The organism is Arthrobacter sp. C9C5, from assembly GCF_013359735.1.
Taxonomy (GTDB): Bacteria; Actinomycetota; Actinomycetes; order Actinomycetales; family Micrococcaceae; genus Arthrobacter.
The window spans coordinates 1-15765 of sequence record NZ_JABFMX010000014.1 but is presented as its reverse complement, the minus strand read 5'-3'; the positions used below and the strand labels follow the sequence as shown (position 1 = coordinate 15765).

The following is a 15765-nucleotide window of genomic DNA, read 5'->3' as shown; positions in this document are numbered from 1 at the left end:
TCTGTAGTTTCCGGCGGCGGCTCCGCCGCTACGAGCTCGCAGCCACCGTCTCGCGGCTGCGGACGAACGCCTGGACGCAGCTCTCGACGTCGTCCGCGCTGTGCGCGGCGGAGAGCTGGACGCGGATCCGGGCGGCGCCCTTGGGCACGACGGGGTAGCTGAAGGCGGTGACGAAGACGCCGTTGGCGAGCATCGCGTCCGCGACCTTGGCCGCCATCACGGCGTCGCCGAACATGACCGGGACGATCGCGTGTTCGCCGTCGAGCAGCTCAAAGCCTTCCTCACCCATCCGGCGGCGGAAGAGTTCCGCGTTGGCGAAGAGCTTGCTGCGCAGTTCGCCGGAGTTCTCCACCAGGTCCAGGGCCTTGAGCGTGGCGGCGACGATGGCCGGTGCCAGCGAGTTGGAGAACAGGTAGGGGCGTGCCTTCTGGCGGAGCATGGCGATGACTTCGCGCCGGCCCGAGACGTAGCCGCCGGACGCGCCGCCAAGGGCCTTGCCGAAGGTGCCGGTGTAGATGTCCACCCGGTCCGAGACGCCGGCGTGCTCCGGGGTGCCGGCACCGGTGGCGCCCATGAATCCCACGGCGTGCGAGTCGTCCACCATGACCATGGCGTCATACTTTTCGGCGAGGTCGCAAATCGCCTCGAGCGGTGCGAGGAAGCCGTCCATCGAGAACACGCCGTCGGTGACGATAATCTTGCGGCGGGCCGGGTTCTCCTGCGTGCTGGCCTCGATCAGCCGGGCCTCGAGGTCCGCCATGTCCTGGTTGGCGTAGCGGAAGCGCTGGGCCTTGCACAGCCGGATCCCGTCGATGATCGAGGCGTGGTTCAGCGCGTCGGAGATGACGGCGTCCTCCGGGCCGAAGAGCGACTCGAAGACGCCGCCGTTGGCGTCGAAGCAGCTCGAGAACAGGATGGTGTCCTCGGTGCCAAGGAACTTCGACACCCGCGCCTCGAGGGCCAGGTGCAGGTCCTGGGTGCCGCAGATGAAGCGCACGCTGGCCATGCCGAAGCCGCGGGAGTCCATGGCCTCCTTGGCGGCCGCGATGATCTCCGGGTGGTCCGCAAGGCCGAGGTAGTTGTTGGCGCAGAAGTTCAGCACCTCCGAGCTGCCCTGGCCGAGCTGGCCCGCCTTGATGTGGCTGGCCTGCGGGGAATCGATGTGCCGTTCGGTCTTGAACAGGCCGGCACCGCGGATCTCGTCGAGTTCGTGCTGCAGCTGGTCCTTGATGGCTGAATACATGGGTTGCGCTCCTGTGCAGGGGTGAATTTTTGTACGGTACCGGAAACGGGCGGGGGCTAGAAGCCAGTCCAGTCGAGGACGACCTTGCCGCCGACGCCGGCGCGGGCGATCTCGAAGCCCTTTTCCCAGTCCGAGGCGGGCAGCGTATCGGTGACCACGGCGGAGATGTTGGCGTGCAGCACCGGGTTGGAGGACAGCATGGCGCTCATGGCATACCAGGTCTCGAACATCTCGCGGCCGTAGATGCCTTTCATGGTCAGCATGTGCGTGACCACTTTGCCCCAGTCGATGTCGATGGACTGGCTGGGCAGCCCCAGCATCGCGATCCGGCCGCCGTGGTTCATGTTGTCGATCATCTCAGGCAGCGCGGTGGGGTGCCCGGACATTTCCATGCCGATGTCGAAGCCTTCGCGCATGCCCAGTTCGCGCTGGGCGTCCTTGACGCGCATCTTGGAAACGTCGATCGCGAGGTCGACGCCGAGCCGGCGGGCCAGTTCCAGGCGCGGGGCGGAGACGTCGGTGATGGCGATCTTGCGGGCCCCGGCGTGGCGGGCGACGGCGATCGCCATCAGGCCGATGGGTCCGGCGCCGGTGATGAGCACGTCTTCGCCCACCAGCGGGAAGCTCAGCGCGGTGTGCACGGCGTTGCCGAACGGGTCGAAGATGGCACCGAGCTCCGGGGTCACGGACGGATCGTGGTGGACCCAGACGTTGGTTTCCGGGATGACGACGTATTCGGCGAACGCGCCGTCGCGCTGGACGCCGACGCTGACGGTGTTGATGCACATCTGCTTGCGGCCGGCGCGGCAGTTGCGGCAGATTCCGCAGACGATGTGGCCCTCGCCGGAGACCCGGTCGCCGACCTTGACGTCCATGACGTCCTCGCCGATCTCCACGACTTCACCGTAGAACTCGTGGCCGGCGATCAGCGGTGCGTTGATGATGCCCTGCGCCCAGGCGTCCCACGACTGGATGTGCAGGTCCGTGCCGCAGATTCCGGTGGTCATGACGCGGATCTTGACGTCCCCGGCCCCGGTTTCCGGCTCCGGGCGGTCGACCAGTTCGAATCCCGCGTGGGCGCCGGACTTGTAGAGAGCCTTCATGGGCCTGCCTTACTGTGCTGGCCGCTCCGGGATGGGAGCGGTGGTGTGGGACAACTCACCTCATTAGACCCGGCGGAAAGCATTAGCACAACCGGATTTTTCTCAATCGACGATTTAGCTGTTGCTTACCTCTAGGATGGTGGCCATGGAGATCCACCAGCTCGAAATGCTCCGCGAACTCGGCGCCCTGGGCAGCGTCAAGGCGGTCGCGGAAACGCTCCTGGTCACGCCCTCGGCCGTGTCCCAGCAACTGGCCGCCCTGCAGAAGTCCGTGGACGTGCCGCTGACCCGGAAGGAGGGCCGGAACCTGGTCCTCACCGAGGCCGGCCAGGTGCTCGCGGACGCCGGGGCCGCCGTCGTGAGCGCGATGGCGGACGCGAGGACGGCGATCGGCGCGTACCACGGCTCGCCGGTGGCGCCGGTGACCCTGAGCGGGTTCCACAGCGCCGGCCAGGCCTTGTTCGCGCCGCTGGCCCGGCTGCTGGCCGAACCCGGGCAGCCGAGGATCCAGCTCTCCGACGAGGATGTCGCCCAGCAGGATTTCCCGGCGCTGACCGCCCGGTATGACCTGGTCCTCGCGCACCGGATGGACCACAGCCCGCGATGGCCCCAGGAGCGGGTGGCGGTGATCCCGCTCGCGCACGAGCCGCTGGACGTGGCGCTACCGGCCGGGCACCGGCTCGCCGGGCAGCGGGCGGTGACGGCGGACGACGTCGTCGGCGAACCCTGGGTGACCAGCCACACCGGCTACTCCCCCGCCGACGTGCTCTCCGCCGTCGCGGCCGTGTCCAGCCGCGAGCTGAACATCGTGCACCGGATCAACGACTACTCCACGGTGGCGGCGCTGGTGGCGACCGGGAGCGTGATCGGGCTGCTGCCCCGGCACACCGCGCGGCCTGTGCTCAACCCGGAGATCGTGCTCAAGCCGCTGGAGGGGATCAGCACCAGGCGCCGGATCGACATCCTGGCCCGGCCGGAGAACCTTAAACGCAAATCGGTCATGATGGTCTGCGAAGCGCTGCAGACCATCATGACCGATCTAGTGGGTGGCTAGGGGCTAGCCTTCGACGCCGAGGCGCTCCAGGATCAGCTCCTTGACGCGGCCGGCGTCGGCCTGCCCGCGGGTGGCCTTCATAACGCCGCCGACGATCGCGCCGATCGCCTGGAGCTTGCCGGCGCGGATCTTGTCCGCGACGCCGGGCTGCGCGGCGAGGACCGCGTCGATGGCTTCGAGCAGCGGGCCGTCGTCGGAGACTACGGCGAGGCCGCGCTTCTCGACGATTTCCGCCGGGGTGCCCTCGCCGGCGAGGACGCCGTCCAGGACCTCGGAAGCCATCTTGTTGTTGATCTTGCCGTCCTCGACCATCTGGTTCAGTTCCACGATGGTGGCCGGGGCGACGCCGAGCTGGCCGGGGTCGACGTCGGCGTTCTTGGCGCGTCCGACGATCTCGCCCATCCACCACTTGCGAGCCACCGTGGCGGTGGCGCCGGCGGCGATGGTCTCCTCGATCTCATCCATCACGCCGGCGTTGACGACGTCGCGGAACTCCAGGTCGGAGTAGCCCCAGTCGGCCTGCAGGCGCTTGCGGCGGGCGGCCGGCGGCTCGGGCAGCGTGGCCCGGAGCTCCTCGACCCACTCGCGCGATGCGACGATCGGCACCAGGTCCGGTTCCGGGAAGTAGCGGTAGTCGTCGGCGTCGGACTTCGGCCGGCCCGAGGTGGTGGAGCGGGTGTCCTCGTGCCAGTGCCGGGTCTCCTGGATGACCGGCTGGCCGGACTCCAGCACGGCGGCGTGCCGCTGGATCTCGTAACGGACGGCGTGTTCGACGGCGCGCAGCGAGTTGACGTTCTTGGTCTCGGAACGGATGCCGAAACGTTCGCGGCCGTGCGGGCGGAGCGAGACGTTCGCGTCGCAGCGGACGTTGCCGCGTTCCATCTTGGCGTCCGAGACGCCGAGGTTCTTGACGATCTCGCGGACCGCGGCGACGTACGCCTTGGCAAGCTCGGGGGCACGGCTGCCCGCGCCCTCGATCGGCTTGGTGACGATCTCGACCAGCGGCACGCCGGAGCGGTTGTAGTCCACGAGCGAGTAGTCCGCACCCTGGATGCGGCCGGCGGCGCCGCCCATGTGGGTGAGCTTTCCGGCGTCCTCCTCCATGTGGGCGCGTTCGATCTCGACCCGGAACACGGTGCCGTCGGAGAGCTCGATGTCCAGGTAGCCGTCGTACGCGATCGGCTCGTCGTACTGGGACGTCTGGAAGTTCTTCGGAGTGTCCGGGTAAAAGTAGTTCTTCCGGGCGAAGCGGCAGGTCTCCGCGATCTTGCAGTTCAGCGCCAGGCCGATCTTGATCGAGGATTCGATCGCGGTCTTGTTCACCACGGGCAGCACGCCGGGCATGCCAAGGTCCACCTCGTTGACGTTGGTGTTCGGCTCGTCACCGAAGACGTTCGGCGCGGAGGAGAACATCTTGGTCTTGGTGTTGAGCTCCACGTGGACCTCGAAGCCCAGGACGGGATCGTACTTCTCCATCGCCTCTTCGAAGCTGAGGGTTGCGTCAGTCATTAGTGTGAACCTCCGTGGCTCGCGACGGTGTCGTTAAGGGAAGGGGCCGTCAAAGAAGGAGCCTTGTCCAGCAGCGGGCCGCCCCACTGCGCCTCGAGCAGCGACTCGAGCACGGCACCGACACGGTACAGCCGAGCGTCCTGGCGCGCCGGGGCGAGCAGCTGGACGCCCACCGGCAGTCCGTCCTCGTCGGCGAGGCCGCCCGGCAGGGACAGACCCGGTACGCCCGCCATGTTGGCCGGGATCGTGGCGACGTCGTTGAGGTACATCGCGAGCGGGTCGTTCAGCTTCTCGCCGAGCTTGAATGCCGTGGTCGGCGCCGTCGGGGAGATCAGCACGTCGGCCTGGGCGAACGCGGCGTCGAAGTCGCGCTGGATCAGGGTGCGCACCTTCTGGGCCGAGCCGTAGTAGGCGTCGTAGTAGCCGGCGCTGAGCGCGTAGGTGCCCAGGATGATGCGGCGCTTGACCTCGTCGCCGAAGCCGGCCGCGCGGGTGGCTCCCATGACGCGCTCGATCGTGAGCGGGCCCTCTTCGGGCAGCACCCGCAGGCCGAACCGGACGCCGTCGAACTTGGCCAGGTTGGAGGAGGCTTCGGAGGGCATGATCAGGTAGTAGGCGCCCAGGGCGTACTTGAAGTTGGGGCAGGAGACCTCGACGATCTCGGCGCCGGCGCCCTTGAGCAGCTCCAGAGCCTCGTTGAAGCGGTTCTCGACGCCGGCCTGGTAACCCTCGCCGTGGAGCTCCTTGATGATGCCGATCTTCATGCCCTCGACGTTGCCGGTCCGGGCCGCGGCCACGAGGTCCTCCAGCGGGTCCGGCAGTGAGGTGGAGTCGCGCGGGTCGTGGCCGCCGATCACCTGGTGCAGCAGGGCCGAGTCCAGCACGGTGCGGGAGACCGGGCCGATCTGGTCCAGCGAGGAGGCCATCGCGATGGCGCCGTAGCGGGAGACGCCGCCATAGGTGGGCTTCACGCCGACGGTGCCGGTGACGGCGCCGGGCTGGCGGATGGACCCGCCGGTGTCCGTGCCGAGCGCGAGCGGGGCTTCGAAGGCAGCGACGGCGGCAGCAGAACCGCCGCCGGAGCCGCCCGGGATGCGGTCCAGGTCCCAGGGGTTGTGGGTGGGGCCGAACGCGGAGTGCTCGGTGGAGGAGCCCATGGCGAACTCGTCCAGGTTGGTCTTGCCCAGAATCGGCATCTTGGCGGCGCGGAGGCGCTCCACCACGGTGGCGTCGTACGGGCTGTGCCAGCCTTCGAGGATCTTGGAGCCGGCGGTGGTGGGCTGGCCGATCGTGACGATCAGGTCCTTGACCGCGATCGGGACGCCGGCGAGCACGTGCAACTCTTCGGCAGCGGCGCCGCCGGCGGCGCGGATCGCGTCCACCTCGGCGGCGACGGCGAGGGCTTCTTCGGCGTTGACGTGCAGGAAGGCGTGGACCTTGCCGTCGACGGCGGCGATCCGGTCCAGGTGCGCCTGGGTGACCTCGACGGCGGTGACCTCGCGCGCGGCGAGCTTCTCGGCGAGCGCGGCCGCGGAGAGGCGGAACAGCTCGGGGGTGGTTTCAGTCATGGTCTTAGTCCTCATCCAGGATTGCCGGGACCTTGAAGCGGCCCTCATACGCGTCGGGGGCTCCGGAAAGTGCCTGCTCGGCCGTGAAGGTGTGGCCCACAACGTCCTCGCGGAACACGTTGGTCAGCGGGATCGGGTGGGACGTGGCCGGGACGTCATCACCGGCGGCTTCACTGACGGACTTAACCGAATCGACGATGACGGCGAGTTCGCCGGCCATCCTGTCCAGCTCTTCAGCACTCATCTCGATGTGCGCGAGACGCGCGAGATGCGCGACGTCGTCGCGGTTGATCGCAGCCATGGATCTCCCCTGCAAGTTCGGATTATTTTCCGTCCCAGTCTACGTGTCCCTGCGTGTTGTTACTGTCCGGCGCCAGGCCGGACGATCCTTTGGCTGCTCGCTCGTCCTCCCCACCGTCCCCCTCCCCTCGCAAGCTCGGGCAGGGAACCCTGACGGCGTGGGCCCTCGCTTAGACGCAGCCGGCAGGATGTCCGTCCCGTCGCCGTCGTGCCCCTCTCACCAAACGAGACTGTCGAGTCCGGAAAACTCGGACTCGACAGTCTCGCGGGTTCACCGAGGCTGCCGGTGGCGACGGCAGGGCACGGGGATTCGGAAGCGTGCGTCTAAGCGAGGAACGAGCGAGCACGCGGAGAATGTCCGTGTCCTGCCGGCCCGGGGTTAGCCGATGCCGATGGCTCCGGTGAGGACTCCTACTCCCAGCATGACCAGGGAGATGACGGCGGTGCGCCAGAGGACCTTCTTGTGGTGGTCGCCCAGGTCCACCTTGGCCAGGGAGACCAGGAGCAGGATGGCCGGCACCAGCGGGCTCTGCAGGTGGAAGGGCTGGCCGGTGATCGAGGCGCGGGCCATGTCCGCGGCTCCGACGCCGTAGTGGGCTGCGGTTTCGCTGAGGACCGGCAGGACGCCGAAGTAGAAGGCGTCGTTGCTCATGAAGAACGTCATCGGGATGCTCAGGACGCCGGTGATGACGGCCATGAACGGGCCCATGTCGGCCGGGATGATCTGGACGAGCCATTCGGACATGGCCTTGACCATGCCGGTGCCGTTGAGGACACCGGTCAGGACCGCGGCGGCCATGACCATGCTGACGACGGCGACGATCGAGGGTGCGTGGGCGATCAGCTGGGCGCTCTGGTCCTTGACCTTGGGGAAGTTGACCAGCAGGGCGATGGCGGCGCCCACCATGAAGACGAACGGGAGCGGAATGATGTTGGCGACGAGCGTCACCATGACTGCGACCGTCAGGCCGAGGTTGAACCAGAACAGCTTGGGACGCAGGGTCTTGCGGTTGGGATCCAGCGCGGTGTCCGCCATGGCGGAATCGTGCTCGTCGACGAGGTCTTCGGTGCGCTCCAGCACGGCGACGGCGGACCCTCCGCCGGCGGCGCTCCCGCCGCCAGTGCGGCCGGTCACCTTGCGTCCGAAGCCGAAGCCGAAGCGGCCGGTGCCGCCGGCTGCAGCAGCGCCGGCTCCGCCGTCGAACTCAACGCCCTCGGCCCAGATCTCCGGGGCCACGGTGCGCAGCCGGTTGCGTTCCTGCAGGCCCAGCAGCCAGGCGAAGACAAACACGATGACGAGGCCGGCGACCAGCGCGGGGACCATCGGGACGAAGACGTCGGAGACGCTGATCTTCAGCGCGGAGGCGGCGCGGGCGGTGGGGCCGCCCCAGGGCAGGATGTTCATGGTGCCGTTGGCCAGGCCGGCCACGCAGGTGAGGACCACGGGGCTCATCTTCAGCCGCAGGTAGACCGGGAGCATGGCAGCGGTGGTGAGGATGAAGGTGGTGGAGCCGTCGCCGTCGAGCGAAACCGCCGCGGCGAGGATCGCGGTGCCGAGGACCACCTTGGCCGGGTCGTTGCCGAGCTTGCGCAGGATGAACCGGACCAGCGGGTCGAAGAGCCCGACGTCGATCATCAGGCCGAAGTAGATGATGGCGAACATCAGCAGCGCGGCCGTGGACGTCATCGACTTCATCGAGTCGAGCACCATGGGGCCGATGCCCAGGCCGGCGCCGGCGAAAAGTCCAAAAACGGTGGGGACGATGATGAGCGCCAGTACCGGCGTCAGCTTCTTCGTCATGATCAGCACCATGAAGACCGCAATCATGGCGAATCCAAGTAATACCAGCACGGCCGGCTCCTTCTTCTGTGTTCCGCACCACTCCGCTGTGATGCGCACTACAGACGTTAGGGTGGCGTGCGTCACGGGAGTGCCTTTGCCTCAATTGATTGGCATACTGCTTGTTGGACGCATTTTGCGCATTTTGCTCACAGCTGTTGAAACCACCGGATCACCGAAGGAGGGCCGCCGTGGGAGCCCCCAAAGGCCGCACTCCCTTGCGGTTCACGACCCAGACGCTGCTGCTGCAGCTCGGGGTGGTGGCACTCGTGGTGCTGCTCAGCAGCGCCGTGCACGCCTGGCTGACGTACGAGCGGCTGGGCCGCGAGGCGGAGAACCAGGCACTGACCCTGGCCCGCACGGTGGCGTCGGACCCGGCGGTCCGGGCCGAGGTGCAGCAGATCAGCGCACGGCCCGGCACTCCCCCGCCCGCCGAGTTGCTCGCCGGCCCGCTGATGGCCGCCGCGGAGGGCGCCCGGGCGCGCACCGGCGCGCTGTTCGTCGTCGTCACCGACGAGACCGGACTGCGGCTGGCGCACCCCGACGCCGACCGCCTGGGCCAACGGGTCAGCACCGATCCCTCCGAGGCGCTCTCCGGCAAGGAGGTCACCACCCGGAACACCGGCACCCTGGGCCCCTCGGCCGGCGCCAAGGTCCCGGTCTTCGCGCCGGGCTCGTCCACCGTGGTGGGCGAGGTCAGCGTGGGCTACTCCACCGAGACCATCGGCCAGAGCCTCGCCCGCGACATCGTCCCGATCGCACTGACCGCGGCCGGTGCGCTGCTGGCCGGAGTCCTCGTCTCGTTCCTGTTGCGGCACCGGCTCCGCCGGCTGACCCTGGGACTGGAACCTGAGGAAATCAGCACCCTGGTCCACGACCAGGTGGCGGTCCTGCAGGGCGTGGACGACGGCGTGATCGGCGTCTCCGCCGACGGCCGGATCAGCGTCTTCAACGCCGCGGCCCGGCGGATGCTGGACCAGCCGGACCTGGCCGGAACCAGCTGGGCGGCGGCGCCGGTGCCGGTCCCGCTCAAGGCCCTGACCAGGCCGGACGCCACCGAAGGGGACGCCGTGGAGTTCCTGGCCGGCGGCCGGGTGCTGGTGGCGAGTGCCCGCAAGGCCCTGCACGGCCGGGAAGATCTGGGCTGGGTGGTCATGCTCCGGGACCGGACCGAGCTCCAGCAGCTCACCCGCCAGCTCGATGCCGTGGGCACCATGTCCACCGCGCTGCGCGCCCAACGCCACGAGTTCGCCAACCAGCTGCACACGATCGCCGGCTTCATGAGCATCGGGCAGCACCAGCAGGCCCGCGACTACCTGGCCCGACTGGCGGCCACCGGGCCGTTGAAGTTCCCGGTGGAGCAGGCCGAGTTGCTGCAGGACCCCTATCTGCAGGCGTTCCTGGGCGCCAAGGGCGTGGAAGCCGACGAGCGCGGTGTCAGCCTGCGGCTCGGCCCCGAAACCCTGGTCCGCGGCCACGTCATCGAGCCGCAGGAGGTCACCACCGTACTGGGCAACCTGATCGACAACGCCGTGAACGCCGCGGTCGCCGGCGCCGCGGCCGACCGCTGGGTGGAAGTCGAGGTGCTGGACGCACCCGGCGACGGCGGTGCCGCCGGCACCCTGCACATCATCGTGGGCGACTCCGGCGACGGCCTGCCCGGCGGCGGCGACGGTTTCACTTCTGCCGGCGGCGGTGCCGGCGACCGCGCAGACGACGTCTTTGCCGAGGGTTTCACCACCTCGGGGCAACCCGCCCGGGCCGGTGCCGGGCAGGGCCTGGGGCTGGCCTTGGCCCGGCAGCTGGCCCGGCGCCGCGGGGGTGACGTGACGGTGCTGGAGCGGGGAGCTCCCGGCGGCCCGGGCGCCGTGTTCATGGCGACCCTCCCGGGGACCATCGCCGACTTGACCGAAGGAGACAACGATGTCTGACGATTTCCGGGTGCTGATCGTGGACGACGACTTCCATGTCGCCAAGCTCCACGCGGCCTATGTGGATTCCGTGGCGGGCTTCCTGGCGCTGGCGCCGGCCGGTTCGGCGTCCCAGGCCCTGCAGTCCATCCACAGCCTCCGCCCGGACCTGGTCCTGCTGGATGTCTACCTGCCGGACGCCTCCGGGCTGGACCTGCTGCACCAACTGGATGTGGACACCATGATCCTCAGCGCCGCCTCGGATGCGGCGTCAATCCGGGTCGCTTTCCGGCGCGGCGCCCTCGGTTACCTGCTCAAGCCGTTCACGGCCGAGTCGCTCTCCCAGCAATTGCGCTCCTACGCGCGCTACCGACGGATCCTGGCCCAGCCGGGGAACCTCACGCAGGAGACGGTGGAACGGGCCAAGCGCGCCCTCATCCCGGGTGACGTCACGGCCTCCGCCCGGCCGCGGTCCGCCACGGAGGCGGCGGTGCTGGAATCGCTGGAACCGGGGGAACAGTACTCGGCGGCGGAAGTGGCCGCCCGGGTGGGCGTCTCCCGGGCCACCGCGCAGCGCTACCTCTCCTCGCTGGCGGACGACGGCGCCGTCGACATCCAGCTGCGCTACGGCACGACCGGCCGACCGGAACACCGCTACGGGGTGCCCGCGGACTCCGGCCGCTAGGAACTCCCTCGACCGGCCGCTCAGCCGGTGATGCTGCGTCCCCTGCGGAAGGCGTTGCGGCGGGCGTGGTCGTGGACGCGGCCCAGGGTTTCGATCTGCGCCTGCCCTTCGGTGCTGAGGCCGGCGAATCTGGACGGCTCGAGGCCGAGGTCCGGCGCCAGTTCCTCCAGCGTCTGCCAGCCGCCGATCTTGGCCAGGATGGCGGCGCGCATCAGTTCGGATTCCAGCACCAGGGTCATCGGCGAACGGCTCAGCAGCCGGCCATTGAGCTTGAGCCGGCCGGCGTGTTCCGCCAGCCAGGCGGCGGCCTGGCGGTGCGGGCGCTGGCGGATGCCCAGCTCATGGATCAGCTTGCGGAGCAGTTCGCGCTCCCGGCCGATCGCCGCGGCGAGGGTGGCGAGCTCGGCGTGGACCGGGGTGTCGGTGAAGTCCTTGGCCATCCGCTCGATCCTGCCCAGTCCGGCGGTGGCGCCGGTCAGGTGGTCCGACAGATAGAGTCCGAGCAGCTTCTCGTCGATAGTGTCGGGGATGTGCGGTGCCATGGATCCTCCAGCCGTACTCGTGCTGTTGCCAGCGTGCGTTAGGGGTGGTGCTCTGGCTGCAACCCTACCCGGAACGGTCCGAAGCTAGGGGCCGGTTCTAGAGGTCGTTTCTAGAGGTCGAGGCGGTAGACGAGCAGTTTGATGTCCGTGCCCGGGACGAACCAGTCGCGCTCGGGGACACGCTGGAAACCGGTCTTCCGGTACAGGCCGTGGGCGCTCTCCCAGGTCAGGCCGGTGGTCAGTGCCACGCCGGTGATGCCCGGCAGGGACCTGGCGTGCTCGATGATGGCCTGCACCATGGCCTTGCCGGCGCCGCTGCGCTGCACCGCCGGATCCACCACGAGCATCCGGAATTCCAACTCGTCCGCCCGGGCGATGTCCGCGTAGGGCTCCCCCGCGACGGCGAGCGTCACCGAACCCACAATCCGGCCGGCGCGCTCCGCCACCCAGATGGTCGCGTTCCCGTGCCGCTGGGCAACCTTTTGGATTTCCTGCATGTACGGGTGGTCCGCGTCCTCAAAGTGGCCCGCGGCCAGGTAGGCGTCCCGGGTGATGCGGGCGACGGCGTCGTAATCGGCCGGGACGGCGGGGCGAATGAGGATCTGCGAATGCACCTGTCCATGTTACGGGTGCCCGCGCCGGGCCAGGGACCAACGGGCAGTTTCCGTGACTGAACTATCAGGCGCCGGGCGGCAGGGCAGGCCCGGCAGCGCCCGCTCGGAAGCGCCGTGTCAGAGCGGGAATTTGCCGGAGAGCTCCAGGGGTCCCGCGCAGGTCCACGCCGCGAGCCGCTCGTCGTCGGAGGGGCCGCCGTCGAGCACGCTGGTGAGCCGGGGGCGGCGCACCCAGCAGCCGGCCTCCTCGGCGATCAGCGCGCCGGCGGCGAAGTCGTGTTCGTTGAGTCCGCGTTCGCCGTAAGCATCGTGCGTGCCGTCGGCCACGAGGCAGAGATCCAGCGCCGCGGATCCCAGCCGGCGGACGTCCGCGAAGCCGTCCATGAGGCCGGCCAGCGCGGCGGCCTGCTCGGCCCGGACGCCCCTGTCGTAGCTGAAGCCCGTGGCCAGGATCTGGCCGGTCCGGCCGGGGACCGGTCCGTAGAGCTGCGTGCGCTGCCCGTTCTCCTCGAGCCAGGCGCCGCGGCCGCGGGCGGCGTAGTAGACGCGCCCCAGCGCGGGGGCGTGGACGACGCCGGCCAGCCAGGCGCCGTCGGGGCCGGCCACCGCCACCGAGGTTCCGTAGTAGACGATGTTGCGGATGAAGTTGGTGGTGCCGTCGAGCGGGTCGATCGACCAGCGGAAACCGCTGGAGCTTTCGGGCAGCACGGTGCCGCCCTCCTCGCCGGTGATCGCGTCCTCCGGCCGGGCCCGGGCGATGACCTCGCGGACGGCGGCCTCGGACGCGAGGTCGAAGGAGGTCACCCAGTCCCCCGAGTCGCCCTTGTTGCTCACGCCCAGCGCGGCGGCACTGCGGCCGGCCAGCACCGCGGCGCCCGCGGCGGCCGCCTCCCGCGCCAGTTCCAGGAACGCGGCCGGCGCGGGAAATTCTTCCGGGCCGGATCTCACTCGGCCGCCTCCTGGTGGTCTTCGCTGTCAGTCCCGGCGCCGGCGTCGCCGCCGAGCCCGGCCGGGCCGTTGGCGAGCAGCACGCGGAAGCCGTCCTCATCCAGGACCGGCAGGCCCAGCTGTTCCGCCTTGTCCAGCTTGGTGCCGGCGTTCTCGCCGGCCACCACGTAGCTGGTGTTCTTGGAGACCGAGCCGGCCGCCTTGCCGCCGCGGACCAGGATCGCCTCCTTGGCCTCGTCCCGGCTGAAGCCCTCCAGGCTGCCGGTGACCACGACGGTCAGGCCCTCCAGGGTGCGCGGGGTCGACTCGTCGCGCTCGTCCTCCATCCGGACGCCGTCGGCGGCCCAGGTGTCCACGATTTCACGGTGCCAGTCCTCGGCGAACCATTCCTTGAGCGCGACGGCAATCACCGGGCCCACGCCGTCGACGTTGGCCAGTTCCTCTTCGGAGGCCTGCCGGATGGCATCCATGGTTCCGAAGGCGGTGGCCAGTGCACGCGACGCCCGCGGCCCCACGTGGCGGATGGACAGCGCCACCAGGACGCGCCAGAGCGGCTGGGTCTTGGCCTTTTCGAGTTCGTTGAAGAGCTTCTCGGTGGTGGCGGTCGGCTTGGACGGGACCTTGGCCGTGCCCTTGGTGTAGAAGTACGGCACCAGCTCGAACTCGCCGGTCGCCACGCCCTTGGACCGCTTCTCGCGGCGGATCCGGACGCCGGCGAGGTCCTCGGGCGTGAGCCGGAACAGGTTCGCCTCGGTGGTGAGCGGTGCGACGTCGGGCTCGGCCGGCTGGGTCAGGGCGATGGCCGCTTCCCAGCCGAGGGCTTCGATGTCGAAGGCGCCGCGGCCGGCGAGGTGGAACACGCGTTCGCGCAGCTGCGCCGGGCAGGAGCGGGCGTTGGGGCAGCGGATGTCGACGTCGCCTTCCTTGGCCGGCGCGAGCGGCGTGCCGCAGGCGGGGCATTCGGTGGGCATAACGAAGTCGCGCACCGGCGGGTCCTGCTGATCGCGGAGCGCCAGCACCGGCCCGACGATTTCCGGGATGACGTCCCCGGCCTTGCGCAGCACCACGATGTCGCCGATCTTGACGCCCTTGGCCTTGACGACCTCCTGGTTGTGCAGGGTGGCCATTTCCACCGTGGAGCCGGCCACCTTGACCGGCACCATCACGCCATAGGGGGTGACCCGGCCGGTGCGGCCCACGTTGACGGCGATATCCAGCAGCTTGGTGTTGACCTCTTCCGGCGGGTACTTGTAGGCCACAGCCCAGCGCGGGACCCGGGAGGTGTAGCCGAGGGCGCGCTGGGTGGCGAAGTCATCGACTTTGACCACGATGCCGTCGATCTCATGGCTGAGGCTGTGCCGTTTGTCTCCGTAGCGCCGGATGAAGTCCAGCACTTCCTTCAGGCCGGGCAGCACCTCGAAGTACGGGCTGGTGGGCAGCCCCCAGTCGGCGAGCTGGCGGTAGGTGTCCGACTGGCTGACGGTTTCCAGGCCTTCGCGGGCGCCGATGCCGTGCACGTACATCTTGAGCGGCCGCTTGGCGGTCTCCGCCGGGTCCTTCTGGCGCAGCGAGCCGGCGGCGGCGTTGCGGGGGTTGGCCAGTGGCGCCTTGCCGGCCTCGATCAGCGCCTCGTTGAATTCCGCGAACGCCTTGGACGGGATGAAGACCTCGCCGCGGATCTCCATCTCGGCCGGGAAGTTCCCGCCCTTGAGCTGCTGCGGGATTTCCTTGATGGTCAGGACGTTGTGGGTGATGTCTTCCCCGGTGAAGCCGTCGCCGCGGGTGGCCGCCCGGACAAGGACGCCGTCGCGGTAGAGCAGGTTTACGGCGAGGCCGTCGATCTTGAGTTCGGTGAGCCACGACGGCGGGTTGCCGCCGTTGCCGAGCTTGGCGACGCCGGCCTCGGCCTTGGCGATCCAGGCCTCCAGCTCCTCGAGCGAGAACACGTCTTCGAGGCTGTACATCCGGGTCAGGTGTTCGACGGCGGCGAAGGCGGCGGAGACTTCGCCGCCCACCTCCTGGGTGGGCGAATCATTGGCGACCAGTTCCGGGTGCATGGCCTCGATGGTCTCCAGCCGCCGGAAGAGCTCGTCGAACTCGGCGTCGGAGATGATCGGGGCGTCCTCCTGGTAGTACGCAAAGCGGTGCCTGCGGACCTCCTCGACCAGTTCCTCGTACTCGGCGCGGATGGCCTCCGAGGGGACCAGTTCCCCGGCCCGGCTGAGGGTTTCGGTATCTGCTGCTGTCTTCCCTGTGCTCACAGACCTATCCTGCCCTAGATCCCCGACATTGTCCGGTCAGGGGCGGGTCCGGGCGACGCAGCATGCCGGTGCCCGGCCGCCTTAGGACAGCCCCTTAAAACGACCAGCCCGGACGCGGCTGCGTCCGGGCTGGTCGGGAAACTGTTCCGCCTAGCGCGAGGAGGCGCTCTCCTGCTCGGTGGCGTTGC

At 69.3% G+C, this 15765-nt stretch carries 13 protein-coding genes; 3 read left to right on the top strand and 10 right to left on the bottom strand.

Annotation, left to right across the window (positions count from 1 at the left end; genetic code table 11):
• Positions 1 to 28: 28 nt before the first annotated feature.
• Positions 29 to 1243: a glycine C-acetyltransferase gene (locus tag HNO80_RS12060; protein ID WP_175323098.1), complete on the bottom strand. Its 1215-nt coding sequence runs from the start codon at positions 1241 to 1243 to the stop codon at positions 29 to 31.
• Between the two features lie 56 nt (positions 1244 to 1299).
• Positions 1300 to 2346, bottom strand: coding sequence for an L-threonine 3-dehydrogenase (gene tdh / locus HNO80_RS12055; protein WP_175323097.1), 1047 nt, complete (start codon positions 2344 to 2346; stop codon positions 1300 to 1302).
• A 145-nt stretch (positions 2347 to 2491) separates the two neighbouring features.
• On the opposite strand from tdh, the gene HNO80_RS12050 reads away from it, so the two are divergent.
• On the top strand, positions 2492 to 3400 hold the full coding sequence (locus HNO80_RS12050; protein ID WP_175323096.1) for a LysR family transcriptional regulator: 909 nt from the start codon (positions 2492 to 2494) through the stop codon (positions 3398 to 3400).
• Between the two features lie 3 nt (positions 3401 to 3403).
• Here the strand turns inward: HNO80_RS12050 and gatB are convergent, their stop codons facing one another.
• The 4 genes from gatB to HNO80_RS12030 all read right to left on the bottom strand — a co-directional run bounded on the left by gatB (position 3404) and on the right by HNO80_RS12030 (position 8629).
• Positions 3404 to 4909 (bottom strand): Asp-tRNA(Asn)/Glu-tRNA(Gln) amidotransferase subunit GatB, encoded by a 1506-nt coding sequence (gene gatB, locus HNO80_RS12045; protein ID WP_175323095.1) that lies wholly within the window; start codon positions 4907 to 4909, stop codon positions 3404 to 3406.
• A complete protein-coding gene (gene gatA, locus HNO80_RS12040) occupies positions 4909 to 6477 on the bottom strand; it encodes an Asp-tRNA(Asn)/Glu-tRNA(Gln) amidotransferase subunit GatA (protein WP_175323094.1) in 1569 nt (522 codons plus the stop codon). The genes gatB and gatA overlap by 1 nt, the downstream gene beginning before the upstream one ends.
• A 4-nt stretch (positions 6478 to 6481) precedes the next feature.
• A complete protein-coding gene (gatC, locus tag HNO80_RS12035) occupies positions 6482 to 6778 on the bottom strand; it encodes an Asp-tRNA(Asn)/Glu-tRNA(Gln) amidotransferase subunit GatC (protein WP_175323093.1) in 297 nt (98 codons plus the stop codon).
• A gap of 378 nt (positions 6779 to 7156) precedes the next feature.
• Positions 7157 to 8629 carry a CitMHS family transporter gene (locus HNO80_RS12030; RefSeq protein WP_175323092.1) on the bottom strand — a complete coding sequence of 491 codons (1473 nt, stop codon included), beginning with the start codon at positions 8627 to 8629 and terminating at the stop codon, positions 7157 to 7159.
• 179 nt (positions 8630 to 8808) lie between these two features.
• Between HNO80_RS12030 and HNO80_RS12025 the strand changes: the two genes are divergently transcribed.
• The gene (locus tag HNO80_RS12025; RefSeq protein WP_349627343.1) at positions 8809 to 10548 is read left to right on the top strand and encodes a sensor histidine kinase; all 1740 of its coding nucleotides are present in this window, start codon (positions 8809 to 8811) and stop codon (positions 10546 to 10548) included.
• On the top strand, positions 10541 to 11212 hold the full coding sequence (locus tag HNO80_RS12020; RefSeq protein ID WP_175323091.1) for a response regulator: 672 nt from the start codon (positions 10541 to 10543) through the stop codon (positions 11210 to 11212). Before HNO80_RS12025 ends, HNO80_RS12020 begins: the two co-directional genes overlap by 8 nt.
• Positions 11213 to 11232: 20 nt before the next feature.
• Here HNO80_RS12020 and HNO80_RS12015 read toward each other — a convergent pair whose 3' ends face one another.
• From HNO80_RS12015 to ligA, 4 genes are all read right to left on the bottom strand, one after another.
• Entirely contained in the window at positions 11233 to 11754 is a 522-nt protein-coding gene (locus HNO80_RS12015) for a hypothetical protein (protein ID WP_175323090.1), read from the bottom strand.
• 110 nt (positions 11755 to 11864) lie between these two features.
• Positions 11865 to 12368 (bottom strand): GNAT family N-acetyltransferase, encoded by a 504-nt coding sequence (locus HNO80_RS12010; RefSeq protein WP_175323089.1) that lies wholly within the window; start codon positions 12366 to 12368, stop codon positions 11865 to 11867.
• A 117-nt stretch (positions 12369 to 12485) separates the two neighbouring features.
• Positions 12486 to 13316: an inositol monophosphatase family protein gene (locus HNO80_RS12005; RefSeq protein WP_175323088.1), complete on the bottom strand. Its 831-nt coding sequence runs from the start codon at positions 13314 to 13316 to the stop codon at positions 12486 to 12488.
• Positions 13313 to 15577: an NAD-dependent DNA ligase LigA gene (gene ligA, locus HNO80_RS12000; RefSeq protein WP_175323087.1), complete on the bottom strand. Its 2265-nt coding sequence runs from the start codon at positions 15575 to 15577 to the stop codon at positions 13313 to 13315. The genes HNO80_RS12005 and ligA overlap by 4 nt, the downstream gene beginning before the upstream one ends.
• Positions 15578 to 15765: the final 188 nt, after the last annotated feature.

Coding starts and splice junctions, on each gene's coding strand:
- HNO80_RS12060 (WP_175323098.1), bottom strand. CDS start 1,243: ATGTATTCAGCCATCAAGGACCAGCTGCAGCACGAACTCGACGAGATC.
- tdh (WP_175323097.1), bottom strand. CDS start 2,346: ATGAAGGCTCTCTACAAGTCCGGCGCCCACGCGGGATTCGAACTGGTC.
- HNO80_RS12050 (WP_175323096.1), top strand. CDS start 2,492: ATGGAGATCCACCAGCTCGAAATGCTCCGCGAACTCGGCGCCCTGGGC.
- gatB (WP_175323095.1), bottom strand. CDS start 4,909: ATGACTGACGCAACCCTCAGCTTCGAAGAGGCGATGGAGAAGTACGAT.
- gatA (WP_175323094.1), bottom strand. CDS start 6,477: ATGACTGAAACCACCCCCGAGCTGTTCCGCCTCTCCGCGGCCGCGCTC.
- gatC (WP_175323093.1), bottom strand. CDS start 6,778: ATGGCTGCGATCAACCGCGACGACGTCGCGCATCTCGCGCGTCTCGCG.
- HNO80_RS12020 (WP_175323091.1), top strand. CDS start 10,541: ATGTCTGACGATTTCCGGGTGCTGATCGTGGACGACGACTTCCATGTC.
- HNO80_RS12015 (WP_175323090.1), bottom strand. CDS start 11,754: ATGGCACCGCACATCCCCGACACTATCGACGAGAAGCTGCTCGGACTC.